This window comes from Tessaracoccus sp. O5.2, from assembly GCF_964266725.1.
In the GTDB taxonomy this organism is placed as follows: Bacteria; Actinomycetota; Actinomycetes; order Propionibacteriales; family Propionibacteriaceae; genus Arachnia; species Arachnia lapidicapta.
Genome location: NZ_CAXWGV010000017.1, coordinates 18,839 through 35,923 on the forward strand (window position 1 = coordinate 18,839; position 17,085 = coordinate 35,923).

Consider the following 17,085-nt stretch of genomic DNA (forward strand, 5'->3'; position numbering starts at 1 on the left):
TGGCATATCGTAGGCGCCATGGCTTGGTTCACCCGGAAGAAGCAGGACGACGGCGTCGCGGCCGTCGAGGCACCGGTCGAGGAGGAGCCCCGCCTGCCGGAGCCTCCCCAGCTCGACGCGTCGGGTCTGCGCAGCGTCGCCGACCATCTGGCGTACCTGCAGAGCCTCGTCGAGCCGCTGCGGCCCTTCGGGATGTCGCTGCTCGAGGCGTGGGACCAGGTGATGTGCGAGGACATCGACTCGATGATCAACGTGCCGCCCAACAGCACCGCCAAGATCGCCGGCTACGCCGTGCGAGCGGCCGACCTGGTCGACGACGAGGGACACCTCGCGCCGCCGCTCGAGATCGTCGACCTCGACGTGGAGCGGCTCCCGGTCGGCGGGGCGGCCACGGTCGCGCCCGGCGACGTCCTGCCCCGCGGCGCCACGGCGGTGCTGCCCGCCACGTTCGGGACCGTCGAGGACGGCCGGGTGCGCCTCATCGAGCGGGTCTCCGACGGTGAGTATGTGCGGGCCGCCGGCGAACACCTGCGCTTCGGCACGCGGCTGCTCAGCGAGGGCGACGTGCTCGACGACCGCGGCATCGGCCTGCTGGCCAGCGCCGGCATCGACAAGGTGATGGTGCGGCCACGGCCGCGCGTCGTGGTGGTGAGCTCCGGCGAGCATCTCGTCGAGCCGGGCCCGTCGGTCCAGCACGGTGAGGTGTCCGACGCGAACTCCTACATGGTCGCCGCGGCCGCCAAGGCGGCGGGAGCGACCGTCTTCCGGGTGGCCGTCCACTCCAACGAGCCGGACGCGATCCGGGAGGCCATCACGGACCAGCTGATCCGCGCGGACCTGGTGATCTCCACCACTGGCGGCCGGCGCGAGGACTACGAGGCCGTCGTCGACGTGATGTCGGAACTGGGGCTCGTGGACTCGGTCAACGTGGCGATGTCGCCCGGCCGCACCCAGACCTTCGGGCTGATCGGCGAGGACCGCGTGCCCATGCTCATGCTCCCCGGGAACCCGGTGAGCGCCTACGTGTCCTTCCACGCCTTCGCGCGACCGCTGATCCGCGCGCTCATGGGTGTGCGGGCCGAGCACCGCCCGGTCCGGGCCATCGCCGCGCAGGGTATGCGGTCCCACCGCGGACAGCTCCACCTGCTGCGCGGCCGCGTGACCATGGAGGGCTCCATCCGGCACGTCACGCAGGTGACCGAGGCGTATGCGCTGGCCGAGCTGGCCGGGGCGAACGCCCTCATCGTGCTCGACGAGCACTCCGAGGTGGTCAACGCCGGCGAGGCGGTCAAGGTGTGGCTGCTCGACGAGGACGAGTGAGCCGGAGACTTTCCGGACCAACCTGGCGACGCGCCGACCCCTGGCGGGCTAATCACACCGTTGTTGTTTAACGTGGGGGCGTGCTCGCCGGACTCCTCATCGCCATCGTCGTCGTCGTCGGTCTGGCCGTGGGTCTGCCCTGGGTTCTCAGCAGCCGCGACACGGACCAGGAACTCGAAGGCGACCCCACCGAACGGTTCTCCGACTCGGTGCGGATCCTCCACCGCGACGTCGTCGACGCCGTGGCCGAGGAGGACGCCGCCCGCGTGTCCACCCCCCTGACCAGGCGTGCCGACCTGCTGGAGCTGCGGATGGTGGCCCGGCAGGCGGCGCGCCGCCGCCTGGTGGTGCTCGCCGTCCTCGCGCTCGCCGTCGTGACCCTCACCGTGCTCGGGGCCCTTGGTATCACGCCGTGGTGGCCCGTGGCCATCCCCGCCGGCCTCATCGTCGCCTTCCTCGGCGTCGCCCGCTTCTCGGTCGTCGCGATGCACCGCGACCTCGACCAGCGGGCCGCGGCCCTCAAGGCCGGGTTCGACGAGGACGAGGACACCGCCACCCTTGATCTGACCGAACGGGAGAACACCGAGTCCGTCGAGATCTCGATCGACCTGTCGATGCCGACGACCATGGGCGCCCTGTGGGATCCCGTCCCGGTCGTCCCGGCCACCTATGTCCAGCAGCCGCTGCTGCCGCGGACCGTGCGTACCATCGACCTGTCGGCGCCGGTGTCGGCCACCTCCCCCTTCGTGCCGACGGCGGACAACCCGGCGCACGACGCGGTCGCGGACGAGGCCACCGGGCCGATGGAGACGGGTCGTGTCGCGGAGTTCCGGCCCCGCGCCGTCGGGGAGTAGAGCCTGACCAGCGTGACTTGGACGCCTCTCCGGGGTGGTGCTAAGCTTCGTGATGCTTTAAGGGGCTATGGCGCAGTTGGTAGCGCGTCTCGTTCGCAATGAGAAGGTCAGGGGTTCGAATCCCCTTAGCTCCACCACGATGCTCTTACTCGAACCCTCGACAAGAGCAATGAACTGATCGGACAGTACGTCCAGGGAGAGCCCGCCGGTTTCGGCGGGCTTTTTCGTTTGCCCCGTGCCGTCGGGGGTGGCGTCGTGCTGTGCGTGTCGTGCCTCGTGGACGAGTGCCCCTTACGCGCAGGCGCCGCTCGTGCTCGACGTGCCCGAGATGCACGGCGGCATCATCTACGAAGAGACCAGCACCCTCATCGTCGTCGAGAACCGACGCTGGCAAGCCACCTACGAGCACTACCGGTTCGCGAACATGGCAGGCGAACTCGACTACGTCACCATCGGCCGCTCCTATCCCGGCGTCGTGACCCCGAGCAACAAGGGCGACTTCAAGGTCAACACCCGCCCGGTCGACGGCGCGGGCTGGAACGACCACTTCTGGCACCTCAACACCGCCCGCACGGCGACCGAGCCGATGCAAGACCGGACACGCTACGACCTGCGCTTCCGCATCACACCGCCCGAAGGCGGCCGCGAACCGGAGCCAGTGACTCTCGCCAGCCGGGCGCTCCACCACCGGTCACTGCTGTTCACGCTCCGCGTCGGGTTCACTGGGGACCAGCCCGCCAGCATCTGGAAGTTCGAGGGAGCAAGCCCGTTCGCCCGCCCACACGTCGCCAACGACTACAACCGCGTCCAGCTCGACGCCCGCGGCACCGCGACCCTCACCCTGCGCGACGTCCACGGTGGCCTCTTCAACGGCTTCGCCTGGAGCTGGGACGCCTGACCGAGGCCGCAGGGTCTTCTCGAAAAGGCCAGGTCATGAGATAATCACAGGTAGATCGCAGCGCCCGGTCGACGCGACACATGGCTCCCGGCTGCATCAAGCTCACGCTCATGCCGCGCATGGCACCAGGCTGATGTCAGTGCCCGGCGCTACGGTAAGAGATGACCCTCAACGACAACTTAAGACGCGCCCCAGGCGCAGGAGACGAACCACATGGCACCGACCACCAAAGAAGGACAACGCGCCGAACTGCACAAGACCATCTGGCGCATCGCGAACGACCTCCGCGGATCCGTCGACGGCTGGGACTTCAAGTCTTATGTGCTCGGCATGCTGTTCTACCGGTTCATCTCCGAGAACCTCACGGCCTACATCAACAGAAGCGAACGCGAAGCAGGCGACCCGAGCTTCGACTACGCCCAGCTCGGCGACGCACAAGCCGAGTTCGGACGCAAAGAGACGGTTGAGGAGAAGGGCTTCTATATCCTCCCGTCCGAGCTGTTCCAGAACGTCCGTAAGCGTGCCGCGAATGACGCGAACCTCAACGAGACTCTCGCCCGTGTCTTCAAGAACATCCAAGGATCCGCTGTCGGCACCGACGCCGAAGACGACCTCAAAGGCCTATTCGACGACCTCGATGTCAACAGTTCCAAGCTCGGTGGCACCGTCGCCAAGCGCAACGAGAAACTCGTGAAGCTGCTCGACGCGATTGGCGACTTGCCGCTGGGGAACTTCGAGGACAACTCGATCGACCTCTTCGGCGACGCCTACGAGTACCTGATGCAGATGTATGCCTCCAGTGCGGGCAAGTCCGGTGGCGAGTACTACACGCCCCAGGAAGTATCGGAGCTCCTCGCCCGCATCACCGTGGTTGGCAAGACCCAGGTGAACAAGGTCTACGACCCCGCTGTCGGATCCGGATCGCTGCTGCTGAAGTTCGCGAAAGTCCTCGGCAAAGAGAACGTGCGTCAGGGCTTCTACGGTCAGGAGATCAACCTGACCACCTACAACCTCGCCAGGATCAACATGTTCCTGCACGACGTGAACTACGAGAAGTTCAACCTCGCGCACGGAGACACCCTCATCGACCCCGCGCACTGGGACGACGAACCGTTCGAGGCGATCGTCTCCAATCCGCCGTACTCGATCAAGTGGGACGGCGACGCCAACCCGCTGCTGATCAACGACCCACGCTTCGCACCAGCGGGAGTGCTCGCACCGAAGTCGAAGGCCGACCTCGCGTTCACGATGCACATCCTGTCGTGGCTCGCCGTCAACGGGACCGCAGCCATCGTCGAGTTCCCCGGCGTGCTCTACCGAGGTGGCGCGGAGCGGAAGATCCGCAAGTACCTGATCGACAACAACTACGTTGACGCGGTTATCCAGCTCCCACCGGACCTGTTCTTCGGCACCACGATCGCAACCTGCATCATCGTGCTCAAGAAATCCAAGACCGACAACTCGGTGCTCTTCATCGACGCATCCGCCGAGTTCAAACGCGTTGGTAACAAGAACAAGCTCACCGAGATCAACCAGCAGCACATCCTCGACACCTTTATCACGCGGGAGAACGTCGATCATGTCGCGGCGCTGGTGTTGAACGAAGACATCGCGACTAACGACTACAACATCGCCGTGTCCTCCTACGTCGAGCAAGAAGACACCCGCGAGACAGTCGACATCACTGAGCTGAACGCTGAGATCGCCCGCATCGTCGCCCGACAGCAAGAACTCCGCGGCTCCATCGACGAGATCGTCGCCGGCCTGGAGGGCACCCGCTGATGAGTGAGATGCCGAACTGGGAAGGATTCATGATCCCCACCCTTCGTGTGCTTAGCGATGGGGTAACCCGCCACTGGCGTGAGTTCCAGCCGCTCGTCGCAGACGAGGTGGGATTGACAGATGAGCAGAAGGCTGAGCGACTCTCTTCTGGCGGCGTGAAATACGAGAATCGCATTGGTTGGGGCGTTTCCTTCCTCACGAACGTCGGAGCACTCACCCGACCGTCTCGTGGCCACTACCAAATCACCGACGCAGGCCGCACACTCATCGACCTGTTCCCGAACGGCGCGCGAGAGAAAGACATCAAGCAACTCGGTGAAGACCCCGCGTCACCGATCCGCATCTACCAGTCCACGGTGACACGCGACAAACCGGTTCAGACTACCGAGATTGAGACCGCTGATGCCGCGGCGTTGACACCGATCGAGCAGGTGCAGAACGGTATCGAGCGCATCAACCAAGAGATCGCCGCTGATCTCTTGGACCGCCTCCAAGGCAAGGAGCCTGGATTCTTCGAACAGGCCGTTGTCGATCTGCTACTTGCAATGGGCTACGGCGGAACGACCGGAACGGGCAACGTCACGCAGCTCAGCAACGACGGCGGTATCGATGGCGTGATCGACCAAGACATCCTTGGTCTCAACCGCGTCTATATCCAGGCAAAGCGGTACTCCGTTGGAAACACCGTAGGACGTCCCGACCTACAGGCATTCGTAGGCGCACTGAGCGGCAAAGCCGACAGCGGTGTGTTTATTACGACGAGCACGTTCTCGAACGGTGCACGCGAGTATGCCGACAACGTCCCGACCCGCATCATCCTGATCGACGGCAAACGCCTCACCAGCCTGATGATCCGCTATGGCGTCGGAGTACAGGTGCGGGAGACATATAAAGTCGTTGAGATCGACGAGGATTTCTTCGCATGAGCCGCATAGATGACCTGATCGATGAACTTGCGCCAAAGGGCGTTGAGTTCAAGATGCTCGGCGAAGTCGGCGAATTCATCCGAGGTAACGGTCTACAGAAGGCTGATCTTCGGGAAGAAGGTGTCCCGGCGGTCCACTACGGTCAGATCCATACTTACTACGGTGTGTGGACGACTGAAACGAAGTCGTTCACTGACAGGGAGATCGCCGCGAAGCTACGTCACGCCCGACCAGGTGACCTGCTTATCGCAACGACGAGTGAGGACGACGCCGCTGTAGCAAAGGCCACGGCGTGGCTCGGCGACACCGATGTTGCGTTGAGCGGTGATGCATACATCTACCGGCACGAGTTGAATCCTAAGTACGTGTCGTACTTCTTCCAGTCAACTTCTTTCCAGGATCAGAAGCGCCGGTTCATATCGGGGACAAAGGTTCGCCGGGTGTCGGGCGATGCACTGGCAAAGATTCAAATTCCTGTGCCGCCTCTCGAGGTGCAGGGGGAGATCGTGCGAGTATTGGATCAGTTCACTCAGCTGGAAGCGGAGCTGGAAGCGGAGCTGGAAGCGGAGCTGGAAGCCCGACGACGCCAGTATGAGCATTATCGCCAACTTGCGATGTCGTTTGACGACTCGATCCCACGCGTAGCGCTTGGTGATATTGCTGAGGTCCGCAGCGGCTGGGGATTCGCTAATGCGGACCAAGGACGAGAAGAGGGTGAGTACCCCTTCTACAAGGTTGGTGACATGAATTTGCCTGGGAACGAGACGGTAATGAGCATTGCCAACAATTACGTATCCGCCGAAGTGGCGAAGAATTTGGGAGTGCGCCCTGCTCCTGCGGGGACTGTCATCTTTCCTAAGATTGGCGCGGCTGTCGCGACGAACAAAAAGCGCGTGCTTTCCGTTCCATCTGCCTACGACAACAACGTGATGGGCCTTGTGCCTACCGAGCGGGTGACCTCGAGGTTTCTCTACCACTGGATGCAGACGTTCGATCTGAGCCGCCTGGCGAACGACTCGGGTGCAGTGCCATCAATCCGTAAGACTGAGGCAGAGAAAGTCCTCATTCCACTTCCCGACCTCGACACGCAGCGCAAAGTGGCCGGTCTTCTCGACAAGTTCGATGCGCTCGTCAACGACCTCAGCGTCGGACTTCCTGCTGAGCTTGCTGCGCGGCGTAAGCAGTATGAGTACTACCGCGACAAGCTGCTGACGTTCACGGAGGCCGCCTAAATGACGAGCCATCATGTGACAGTCGCGACCTTGGCCGACGAGGTATTACAGGGCCTTGGCGATTCACGTAGCGCCCTGATCTACGCTCCGAACACGATCGGCAAAACACGGCTGGCCCAGCACCTTAAGGAGCGTGATCCGGAGAGGGTGGTTCTTTACAACTCGTTTGTTGAGGACGTGTTCACCTGGGATAACGAGCGAGTTGTACTCAAGATGAACCCGACGTCAGAGCTACGAGAAACTATCGTGACTCAAGGTCTTGATAGTGCGATCATCGACAACTTTCAAGCTTTTACGAACGGCAGAATTGAGCCTAAGCTCGACTTCGAAAGAGGTGAGATTAGTTTTGGTATACACAAGGGTGATGACAATTCGGCGGACGGCATCAAGGTATCTCGAGCCGAGGAGAGCATATTTGTCTGGAGCGTCTATTACTCCGTCTTGAGCGAAGCGATCGAGACGCTTCGTGACAGTCCAGAACTGCGTTCTACGGCCGACTACGACCAGCTAACGCTTGCGGTCATAGACGACCCCGTGTCATCCATGGACGATGTGCGAATCGTGTCAGTAGCGCTCGCGCTGTCGGAGCTCATTAAGCGAGCGTCTGAGATCGACTTGAAATTTGTCATTACCACTCACCACGCTCTTTTCTTTAACGTTCTTTTCAATGCGCTCCGCCGGAAGAAGAACCAAGCGTACGTTCTTCAGCATGATCCAGGTGCGGGATGGTCACTGAGAAAGCAATCGCATGACTCTCCCTTCAGCTACCACCTGGGAATTATCGAAGATATTCAGAGGGCGATCTCCGCGAATACGGTCGGGCGAGCCCATTTCAATCAGTTCCGAGCGTTGCTCGAGAAGACGGCAAACTTCCTCGGCTACACAGGCGGTTGGGGGTCTCTGCTGCGCGGACCCGATGCGCCCCTGCTGACGAAGGTACTTAATCTCTACAGCCATGACCGATTCGGTGATATCGATACTTCTGACGTAGCCGCAGAGTACAAGGAGGCTTTTACGAACGAGTTTCAGGAGTTTCTGAAGACGTACAGATGGGCGGCAGCGGCATGAGTGATTTGAGTCCTCGTAAGTATGATCCGATCGCTGTTTCGTCGGAGAGCACGGTTGTTGCCGAGTACATCCCTGACGCGGCGGGTGCTGGTTCGTATCAGTCGGAGGCTGAGCTTGAGCGTGAATTGATTCGGCTGCTTGAGTCGCAGGCGTACGAGTATCTGCCGATCACATCGGAAGCGCAGCTCGTCGCGAACCTGCGTACTCAGCTTGAAGCGCTGAATTTGGTGACGTTCTCTGACACCGAGTGGGAGCAGTTTTTCTCGGAGCGGATCGCGGGCGCAAACGATGGCATCGTCGAGAAGACGGTGCGGATTCAGGAGGATCATGTTCAGCTGCTGAAGCGTGATGACGGTTCGGTGAAGAACATTCTGCTGATCGATAAGCAGAATATTCACAACAATCGGTTGCAGGTGATCAACCAGTACGAGATCGGCCAGGGCGAAGGTGGCTCCGCCCGCTCGAACCGGTACGACGTGACCGTGCTCGTGAACGGGCTGCCGATGGTACACATCGAGCTCAAGCGTCGCGGCGTGGACATCCGAGAGGCGTTCAATCAGATCGACCGCTACCAGCGCGACAGCTTCTGGGCAGGCTCCGGGCTCTTCGAGTACGTGCAGCTGTTCGTGATTTCGAACGGCACGCTCACGAAGTACTACTCCAACACCACCCGTCGTCAGCACCTAAGTGAGGCGGCTGGGTCCAAGCGGGTGCGCAAGACCTCGAACAGTTTCGAGTTCACCTCGTGGTGGGCGGATGCACAGAACAAGCCGATCCAGGATCTGTCTGCGTTCGCGAAGACGTTCTTCGCCAAGCACGCGTTGCTGAACATCCTGACGAAATACTGCGTGCTGACGGCTGACCGGCTGTTACTGGTGATGCGGCCGTACCAGATCGTGGCGACCGAGCGGATTCTGCAGAAGATCGACATCTCCACCAACTACAGGACCCTCGGCACTGTCGCCGCGGGCGGGTACGTGTGGCACACCACCGGATCCGGTAAGACCCTGACATCGTTCAAGGCTGCGCAGCTCGCGTCGAAGCTCCCGAGCGTCGACAAAGTGCTGTTCGTCGTTGACCGCAAAGACCTCGACTATCAGACGATGCGTGAGTATGACCGGTTCGAGAAGGGTGCGGCGAACTCCAACACCTCGACCTCGGTGTTGAAGAAGCAGCTCGAAGATCCGGGTGCGCGGATCATCATCACCACGATCCAGAAGCTCTCGACGTTCATCGCCGCGAACAAGGGGCATTCCATCTACGACGGGCACGTCGTGATCATCTTCGACGAGTGCCACCGGTCGCAGTTCGGCGACATGCACACTGCGATCACGAAGGCGTTCAAGCGCTACAACCTGTTCGGGTTCACCGGCACCCCGATCTTCGCGGCAAACTCTGGCAGTGGCGGGAACCCGCAGCTGAAGACCACGGAGCAGGCGTTCGGGGAGAAGCTGCACACCTACACGATCGTTGATGCGATCACCGACAAGAACGTGCTTCCCTTCCGGATCGACTACGTCAACACCATCAAGGTCGGTAACCCCGACGACACTCAGGTCTCGGCGATCGATAAGGAGAGCGTGCTGCTTGACCCGCGCCGTATCTCCGACATCGTGAAGTACACGCTCGAGCACTTCGACCAGAAGACCAAACGTGCTGAGCATTACACGCTCGGGGAGCGCCGCGTGCGTGGCTTCAACGCGCTGTTCGCGACCGCGTCCATCGAGGCTGCCCGAACCTACTACAACCACTTCCATCTGCAACAGGAAGGCCTGCCCTCCGACAAGCGACTGAAGGTCGGTCTTATCTACTCGTATGGTGCGAACGACGCCGTCGAGGATGGTGCGCTCGATGAAGAAGGCTCTGACACCGGTGCGCTGAGCATGGATGCGCGGTCGTTCCTTGAGGATGCGATACAGGACTACAACGACATGTTCGGAACGTCGTTTGACACCTCCGCCGACCGGTTCCAGAACTACTACAAGGACCTCTCGCTGAGGCTCAAGACCCGCGAGATCGACCTCGTCATCGTTGTGAACTTGTTCCTCACCGGCTTCGACGCCACCACTCTGAACACCCTGTTCGTCGACAAGAACCTGCGGGCGCACGGGCTGATCCAGGCGTACTCACGCACGAACCGGATCCTGAACTCCGTCAAGACCTACGGCAACATCGTCAGCTTCCGCGACCTCGAAGACGAAACCAACGACGCGATCGCGCTGTTCGGCAACAAGGACGCCCGCGGTGTCGTGCTCCTCAAGCCGTATGGCGAGTACTACAACGACTATGCCGAGAAAATCACCGAACTGCTGAACGCCTTCCCGCTCGGCCAGCCGATCATCGGTGAGGCCGCGCAGAAGGAGTTCATCGGGCTGTTCGGCGCGATCCTGCGCCTGCAGAACATCCTGACCTCGTTCGACGAGTTCACTGGCAACGCGATCCTTACCGACCGGCAGGGACAGGACTACCGCAGCGTCTACCTCGACCTGTATGCGGAGCTCCGCAAAGATAAGGACTCCAATAAGGAACAGATCAACGACGACGTGGTCTTCGAGATCGAGCTGATCAAGCAGGTGGAGATCAACGTCGACTACATCCTTATGCTCGTGCAGAAGTATCGGGATGAACGTGGTGACGGTGACGATAAAGAGATCCGCGCTGAGATCTCGCGCGCCGTGGACGCTAGCCCGACCCTGCGCAACAAGAAGGATCTCATCGAGGACTTCGTTGACTCGCTATCCGTGAATGGCGAGATCGACCAGGAGTGGCGCGCGTTCATCGCCGCCAAGCGCGCGGCCGAACTCGAGACGATCATCACCGACGAGAACCTCCGCCCTGAAGAGACTCGCGTCTTCGTCGAGACTGCGTTCCGTGACGGACAGATCCGCACCAGCGGCACCGCAATCACCAAGGTGCTGCCACCGGTCTCGCGTTTCTCTGCCGACGGCGGTCACGGCGAGAAGAAACAGCGCGTCATCCAGAAGCTCGGAGCGTTCTTCGAGCGGTTCTTTGGGCTGAGTTCTGGAGGTGACGAGTAGCCATGAGCCGAATGCAAAGGCGGCTGAGGGTCGCGGTGCAGGTCTTGCGGCTTATCGTGCTCGTTCTGGCTGCCGTCGCACTCGTGCTCGTTCTGGTCAATGCCCTGCCCTGGTCGCTGACCTGGGACCTCTGGACCGTCCTCACCGCCGTTGGCACCGTTGGCGCGACATTGGTGGCCTTGGTCTTGGCTTTACGTGCCTGGACTCAGGAGAAGGACGCAACTGCTCGTTTCGTTTCTGCCTGGGTTACTGACGAATATCAGCCTCGCAGTGACGGATCGTCATATAAACGGGTTGTACACCTACATGTCGCCAATGAGTCGAACGAGCCAGTCTTCAATGCAATGGTCAATGTCCATATTGGACGGGATTCGACACCGCTTGGCCCGCTAGCAGCTCCGGCACCAATCAGCGTGATTCCTCAGCGACGGGAGCTGATCTTCGACATCTCGGTTCCGTTACTTGCTCATGCTGACAGCTGGTATCCGAAAGCGGAACTCACCTTCACCGACCCGACGGGACGACACTGGCTGCGAGGGGTCAACGGCGAGCTTCAAGACGTCAGTCGACAAGGCCTTCGTTGGTCGAAGAAGTCGGGGCCGGGCGATGAGCGACAGCTCGGGAATCAGGAGAGCTTGTTCAATCCAATGCTCATTGCGCTGACATTCCTTAGCGGTCTACGTGATGACAAGGCCGAGATCGATGATCTGCGCGTGCTTCTCGCGCCCGAGGCTTCCGGTTGGGACAAGGCTGATTGGGATGCGCTGCGGTCCGAACTCGCGGACTTCCAGCCAACGTCGATGGTGGACTACCCCGCTCCCCGGATCGCGCGTGTCAAGCTGTCGGGGGACAAGACGCTTGAAGGGAAGAGCGTTGAGGGTAACGGGAGGCCACTCGAGCTTGATGTCTACATGTTCATGACATTGACGCTCGATCCACAACAGGGCTGGCGCGTTTTCGGAGTGGGTGCAAACGTCCCACCTGATGCCATCTACTTCGGCGGGTCGCTTTCGGAAGAAGTCTCGCCATATCGTGACAGCGCAGGTGACGAGGAGCGAGGCAAATAGATGGCGCTGCGACTCCTTTCACTCGACTTTGACCCCGTATACGGGGAGAGCGCGACCCGCGCTACCTTCGCCGGCGACGTGAGTGTCTTCGACTACGACGTCGTTATCTGGGATCCAGAACGGACCTTCTCGGAAGTCATGCAGTATTCGGAGAGCTATAAGGGATTGCCTTCGCTGAGCGATACGCGATCTCCCGAGCTGCGCGCAGCCGTCGAGCGACGCCACAGTGAATTCGTCGGATTCTTGAAAGCAGGACGTTCGCTCGTGGTGGTGTTGCGTCCACCGCAGGCTTGCTACGTGGCGACCGGCCAGGTCCAATATTCGGGCACCGGCCGCAACGCTCGCCAAACCCGAATCGTGACCGGGCTTGACCTACTGGACGCCTTGCCGGTTGATCTGGGAGCGACTTCGATCGGCAGCGGCGACCGTATAGAAGTTCTTGGCGATGGCCCACTCCCAGCCTTTCTTAGGAAGTATCAGGCCGATCTGACCTATGCGGCGACAGTGGTCGCTCCAACAGCCACGGTCCTCGCTCGCGTCCAAGGTACGGACCGAGCTGTCTCCCTGCACGCGACCGTCGATGGAGGCGGTCTGCTGTTCGCAATCCCCGACACGGTCTACGACCTTGAGGTGCCAGAAGACCTCGAGGGCGATGACGAAGCTGAACTTGAATGGCCAGAGAGGGCTGCGGAATTCCAAGCCGACCTGATTGCATCCATTGAGGCTTTGACGGGTCAGAGCGAGATCAGCCGTCCGGCCTGGGCCAATACCTACACGACCAGCGCGGAGCAGGCAGCTCGAGAGAAGGTCGCCACGCAACAGGCGTCAGTCGAGCGAGCCCGGAAAGCTCTCACGAAGTCGCAAGAAGAACTTTCGAGAGTAGAGGCTCTAAATCAGCTCTACCTTGGCACTGGGCGGACCCTCGAGCTTCAGGTTCGGGATGTGATGGCGATCCTCGGCGGCACGGTAAGCGAGCCCGAGCCGGGACGAGCCGACTGGCACGTGGACTTCGGCGGCACGACTGCGGTACTCGAGGTAAAGGGCGTAACCAAGAGCGCAAGCGAGAAGAACGCAGCTCAGCTAGGGAAGTGGGTAGCGGGCGCGTTCGAGGCCAGTGGTGTGAGCCCGAAGGGCATCCTTGTGGTGAACACTTGGCGAGACCGTCCTCTTGCCGAGCGGATCGATGTCGACTTTCCGGCCCAGATGAATCCATACAGCACAGCCCGTGGTCATTGCCTACTTACCGGCCTCGACCTGTTCGTGATCGCGAGCGACATACAACGTGACTCGAAGCAAGCTGAGCACTGGCGTCGCAAGATCTTGATGACAGCTGGACGACTTGATGGCGTTCCAGACTGGCGAGATTTCATTCGGGAGGAGAGCACGTCTGAATCGGGCAATGGGGGCAAGAAATGAGCCAGCGCGATTCGCGCAGTCCGACCTACCGCATCCTGACGATCGACGGGGGCGGAATCAAAGGCGTCTTCGCAGCTTCCCTGCTTGCTGAGTTCGAGAAGACGCTCGGCAAGCCGATTGCTGAGCACTTCGACCTGATCGCTGGTACCTCGACCGGTGGCATCATCGCTATTGGCTTGGGGCTGGGGCTTTCAGCTCAGGAGATCCTCGACTTCTACGGGAAGAACGGTCCGGCAATCTTTGCCGGGCGTCGCGGCCGCACGTTGCGGCCGTTGTTCGCAGCAAAGTACAACTCCAAGCCCCTGCACGATGCTCTAATCGAGGCGTTCGGCGACAAGCTTCTCGGCGACAGTGAGACCCGGCTGCTGATCCCGTCACTCAATCTGGAGACCGGCGAGGTTCACGTCTTTAAGACTGCTCACCACACCCGCTTCGTGCGGGACTGCAAAGAGAAGGCGGTCGACGTCGCACTCGCCACAGCAGCGGCTCCAACCTATTTCCCTACTCACCATCTGGGGACCGGCGAGCCGCTCGTGGACGGCGGGATGTGGGCGAACAACCCGATGGGAGCCGCAGCAGTCGAGGCGCTTGGCGTTCTCGAGTGGCCGCGTGGAGAAATAAAGCTCTTGGGCATCGGGTGTACGGAGTCTCCGCTGGACACCGCGAACCGACGATCTCGCGGCCTTGTCAACTACTGGGCTAAGCGGCTCGTGGGCATCTTTATGGCCGGCCAGTCTTCCTCCTCCCTGGGGATAGCTCAACTGCTACTCGGTCACAACAACGTGCACCGTATCTCTCCGCATGTCGGTGGTGGGCGCTACAAGTTGGATGGAGCCAACGCGATCAGTTCACTTAAGGGACTTGGGGCATCGGAGGCTCGGAAGGAGTACCCGAAAGTGCAGTCGATGTTCTTCACTGATCAGCGTCAGCCCTTCGTGCCGTTGAAGGAGGTCGAAGGATGAAGCTGATCAAGCACTTCGATGCCTTCCTCAAGAATAAGGTCAATTTGAGTGACGGGCGCATCGAGACGCTCGACAAGCGGGTCGACGCAGTGAGTAGTTTTCTCTCGCGTGGCGACGACGTCATCTCGAACAACTACATCGACCTGATTCCGCAGGGTTCCTACGCCCATCGCACGATCATCAATCCGGTCGACGCGAACGACGAGTTCGACGCTGATGTGTTGCTGGATATGAACGAAGTCAATGGCTGGGATGCAGAGGACTACGTCGAGCAGCTCTACCAGGTATTCCGTTCGAACGGCACTTACAAGGACAAGGTCAGCCGCCGAAGCCGATGTGTCACGGTGAACTATGCGGGTGAGTTCCACATGGACGTGGTACCGTTCTTGGCTCGGCACGGCGAGCGGTTCATCACGAACCGCAGCACCAACCAGTTCGAGCGTACGAACCCTGAGGGGTTCAATGAGTGGCTCGATGGCCAGAACCGCATCACGGGCGGCCGACTGGTAAAGGTCATCCGCTTGCTCAAGTACATCCGGGACTTTAAGAACAACTTCTCGGTGAAGTCCGTGATCCTGACGATCTTAGTTGGCGAGCAGGTGAACGATGCGGCGCTCTGGGCAGATCCGGATCGCTATAAGGATGTGCCGACGGCGCTCGTTAACCTCCTGACGGACCTCAACGACTATCTGCAAGCGAATCCGTCGATGCCGAGCATCGATGACCCGAGTTGTCCGACAGAGAACTTCAATCATCGTTGGGATCAAGATCAGTACGCCAACTTTCGTAACTGGATTGCGACGTACACCAGCTGGGCGAAGGATGCCTACGATGAGACAGACGTAGACGAGAGTTACACGAAGTGGCGGAAGCTTTTCGGCGACAAGTTCGGCACCTACGACACGAACAGCTCTAAAGCATCGGAGGCCCACCGTTCGATTGCGGGTGTCCGCGATACAGAGGAGTTCATCGAGCACAAGTTCGCAGGCGTTGCAATCAACCCGACCTATTCCATCAAGCTGCAGGCAAAGACCGTTAGTCGAAACGGGTGGCGCAACTTCGTGCTCGCGACCCGCGGCAATAAGGTCAGCCCTGGACGAAGCATCAAATTCAGTATCAAATCGTCGAACCTTCCTGGCTCGTACGAGCTGTGGTGGAAGGTTCGAAACGTCGGAGCAGAAGCGATCGCCAAGAACATGATCCGAGGGCAAATTGAGCGAGACGATGGAACCCGCTCACGAACGGAACCCGCAAGTTTCAGAGGAAGCCACTACGTCGAGATCTACGTAGTCCAGAATGGTGTCGTCGTTGCCAAAGATCACCACCCAGTTGTCATCCAGTGACAAGGGTCGACTGCCCAAGTTCCTTACCGCGTACGTGTCGGCACGCTTCTCTTACGGAGTTGGGCCAAGACCGTGCTCGCGTGCACATCAAAGCGCTCACCTACTTTGGCCACCAGAAGACCGTGCTCGCGTGCACATCAAAGCGCTCACCTACTTTGGCCAGCGAGAGACCAGACTGATAAAGCCGCACCATTTCGACGACCTGCTCCTCGGTCGGAGAGGCACGACGCAGAGAGCCGATATACCTCGGCGCTTCAAGATGGCGCTGACCGTGACTCGGTGACAGTTGAACTCCCGCGCCAAGTCGTAGAGGGTCTTACCTGACACGTACGCTTCGACAATCTGATCCGCTCGATCGTCCGACCTGAGTTCCACAACTGAGGCCTGATTTAGTGCCCCGTTCTGCGAGGGATCTTGGCGAGGATGGCTTCGGCTTCGGCGGTGAGGCGTGGTTGGGCCTGGATGGGCTGGCCGGCGATGGTGATCGTGACGGTCCGGAGGGGTCGAAGTGTCTGCACGAGGCGCTTGATGCTGACCCCTGTCTGGTCTTGGAGGTGCCGGGCGACCGCGAGGGCGGCGAACACGATGGTGAGGTGGGCCTCGATCGGTTCGCGTTTGCGGTGGAAGATCGGTCTGGCTTGGAGGTCTCCCTTGGCCATCCGGAAGGACTCTTCGACGTGCCACAGGTCCCGGTAGGCGGCCACCACTGCTGCGCCGTCCATGACGTCGGTGCTGATGTTGGTGACGTAGCCCTTGAACCCGGCGCAGAACCTGGCCCGTTCGACCTGAGTTCCACAACTGAGGCCTGATTTAGTGCCCCGTTCTGCGAGGGATCTTGGCGAGGATGGCTTCGGCTTCGGCGGTGAGGCGTGGTTGGGCCTGGATGGGCTGGCCGGCGATGGTGATCGTGACGGTCCGGAGGGGTCGAAGTGTCTGCACGAGGCGCTTGATGCTGACCCCTGTCTGGTCTTGGAGGTGCCGGGCGACCGCGAGGGCGGCGAACACGATGGTGAGGTGGGCCTCGATCGGTTCGCGTTTGCGGTGGAAGATCGGTCTGGCTTGGAGGTCTCCCTTGGCCATCCGGAAGGACTCTTCGACGTGCCACAGGTCCCGGTAGGCGGCCACCACTGCTGCGCCGTCCATGACGTCGGTGCTGATGTTGGTGACGTAGCCCTTGAA

At 60.7% G+C, this 17,085-nt stretch carries 13 protein-coding genes, 1 tRNA gene and 1 pseudogene; 13 read left to right on the forward strand and 2 right to left on the reverse strand.

Annotated elements, in window-relative coordinates:
• Positions 1-18 precede the first annotated feature (18 nt).
• From glp to ACFQPD_RS07975, 13 genes are all read left to right on the forward strand, one after another.
• On the forward strand, positions 19-1,320 hold the full coding sequence (gene glp / locus ACFQPD_RS07915) for a gephyrin-like molybdotransferase Glp (RefSeq protein ID WP_385899920.1): 1,302 nt from the start codon (positions 19-21) through the stop codon (positions 1,318-1,320).
• An 80-nt stretch (positions 1,321-1,400) separates the two neighbouring features.
• Entirely contained in the window at positions 1,401-2,174 is a 774-nt protein-coding gene (locus ACFQPD_RS07920; protein ID WP_385899922.1) for a hypothetical protein, read from the forward strand.
• Between the two features lie 61 nt (positions 2,175-2,235).
• Positions 2,236-2,311 (forward strand) — tRNA-Ala (locus tag ACFQPD_RS07925).
• A gap of 173 nt (positions 2,312-2,484) precedes the next feature.
• On the forward strand, positions 2,485-3,072 hold the full coding sequence (locus ACFQPD_RS07930; protein ID WP_385899924.1) for a hypothetical protein: 588 nt from the start codon (positions 2,485-2,487) through the stop codon (positions 3,070-3,072).
• A 213-nt stretch (positions 3,073-3,285) separates the two neighbouring features.
• Complete coding sequence (locus tag ACFQPD_RS07935; protein WP_385899926.1) at positions 3,286-4,854, forward strand: type I restriction-modification system subunit M; 1,569 nt, start codon at positions 3,286-3,288, stop codon at positions 4,852-4,854.
• Entirely contained in the window at positions 4,854-5,780 is a 927-nt protein-coding gene (locus ACFQPD_RS07940) for a restriction endonuclease (protein WP_385899928.1), read from the forward strand. Before ACFQPD_RS07935 ends, ACFQPD_RS07940 begins: the two co-directional genes overlap by 1 nt.
• On the forward strand, positions 5,777-7,012 hold the full coding sequence (locus ACFQPD_RS07945) for a restriction endonuclease subunit S (protein ID WP_385899930.1): 1,236 nt from the start codon (positions 5,777-5,779) through the stop codon (positions 7,010-7,012). Before ACFQPD_RS07940 ends, ACFQPD_RS07945 begins: the two co-directional genes overlap by 4 nt.
• 30 nt (positions 7,013-7,042) lie before the next feature.
• Positions 7,043-8,080 carry a hypothetical protein gene (locus tag ACFQPD_RS07950; RefSeq protein WP_385899932.1) on the forward strand — a complete coding sequence of 346 codons (1,038 nt, stop codon included), beginning with the start codon at positions 7,043-7,045 and terminating at the stop codon, positions 8,078-8,080.
• Positions 8,062-11,118 (forward strand): type I restriction endonuclease subunit R, encoded by a 3,057-nt coding sequence (locus ACFQPD_RS07955; RefSeq protein ID WP_385899934.1) that lies wholly within the window; start codon positions 8,062-8,064, stop codon positions 11,116-11,118. Before ACFQPD_RS07950 ends, ACFQPD_RS07955 begins: the two co-directional genes overlap by 19 nt.
• A 2-nt stretch (positions 11,119-11,120) precedes the next feature.
• The gene (locus ACFQPD_RS07960) at positions 11,121-12,185 is read left to right on the forward strand and encodes a hypothetical protein (protein WP_385899936.1); all 1,065 of its coding nucleotides are present in this window, start codon (positions 11,121-11,123) and stop codon (positions 12,183-12,185) included.
• Positions 12,186-13,601, forward strand: a complete 1,416-nt coding sequence (locus ACFQPD_RS07965; protein ID WP_385899938.1) for a hypothetical protein — start codon at positions 12,186-12,188, stop codon at positions 13,599-13,601.
• Positions 13,598-14,563, forward strand: coding sequence for a CBASS cGAMP-activated phospholipase (locus tag ACFQPD_RS07970; protein WP_385899940.1), 966 nt, complete (start codon positions 13,598-13,600; stop codon positions 14,561-14,563). Before ACFQPD_RS07965 ends, ACFQPD_RS07970 begins: the two co-directional genes overlap by 4 nt.
• On the forward strand, positions 14,560-15,906 hold the full coding sequence (locus ACFQPD_RS07975; RefSeq protein WP_385899942.1) for a cyclic GMP-AMP synthase DncV-like nucleotidyltransferase: 1,347 nt from the start codon (positions 14,560-14,562) through the stop codon (positions 15,904-15,906). Before ACFQPD_RS07970 ends, ACFQPD_RS07975 begins: the two co-directional genes overlap by 4 nt.
• Positions 15,907-16,295: 389 nt before the next feature.
• On the opposite strand, the gene ACFQPD_RS07980 is transcribed toward ACFQPD_RS07975, so the two are convergent.
• Together ACFQPD_RS07980 and ACFQPD_RS07985 are read right to left on the reverse strand one after the other, a co-directional pair.
• Positions 16,296-16,628 (reverse strand): hypothetical protein, encoded by a 333-nt coding sequence (locus tag ACFQPD_RS07980; protein ID WP_385899944.1) that lies wholly within the window; start codon positions 16,626-16,628, stop codon positions 16,296-16,298.
• 168 nt (positions 16,629-16,796) lie between these two features.
• Positions 16,797-17,085: pseudogene (locus ACFQPD_RS07985) on the reverse strand (IS1634 family transposase); the annotation flags it as partial.

What these genes read in the sequence shown, in the direction of transcription:
- glp (WP_385899920.1), top strand. Translation starts at nt 19, where the DNA reads ATGGCTTGGTTCACCCGGAAGAAGCAGGACGACGGCGTCGCGGCCGTC.
- ACFQPD_RS07935 (WP_385899926.1), top strand. Translation starts at nt 3,286, where the DNA reads ATGGCACCGACCACCAAAGAAGGACAACGCGCCGAACTGCACAAGACC.
- ACFQPD_RS07940 (WP_385899928.1), top strand. Translation starts at nt 4,854, where the DNA reads ATGAGTGAGATGCCGAACTGGGAAGGATTCATGATCCCCACCCTTCGT.
- ACFQPD_RS07945 (WP_385899930.1), top strand. Translation starts at nt 5,777, where the DNA reads ATGAGCCGCATAGATGACCTGATCGATGAACTTGCGCCAAAGGGCGTT.
- ACFQPD_RS07955 (WP_385899934.1), top strand. Translation starts at nt 8,062, where the DNA reads ATGGGCGGCAGCGGCATGAGTGATTTGAGTCCTCGTAAGTATGATCCG.
- ACFQPD_RS07960 (WP_385899936.1), top strand. Translation starts at nt 11,121, where the DNA reads ATGAGCCGAATGCAAAGGCGGCTGAGGGTCGCGGTGCAGGTCTTGCGG.
- ACFQPD_RS07965 (WP_385899938.1), top strand. Translation starts at nt 12,186, where the DNA reads ATGGCGCTGCGACTCCTTTCACTCGACTTTGACCCCGTATACGGGGAG.
- ACFQPD_RS07970 (WP_385899940.1), top strand. Translation starts at nt 13,598, where the DNA reads ATGAGCCAGCGCGATTCGCGCAGTCCGACCTACCGCATCCTGACGATC.
- ACFQPD_RS07975 (WP_385899942.1), top strand. Translation starts at nt 14,560, where the DNA reads ATGAAGCTGATCAAGCACTTCGATGCCTTCCTCAAGAATAAGGTCAAT.
- ACFQPD_RS07980 (WP_385899944.1), bottom strand. Translation starts at nt 16,628, where the DNA reads ATGGACGGCGCAGCAGTGGTGGCCGCCTACCGGGACCTGTGGCACGTC.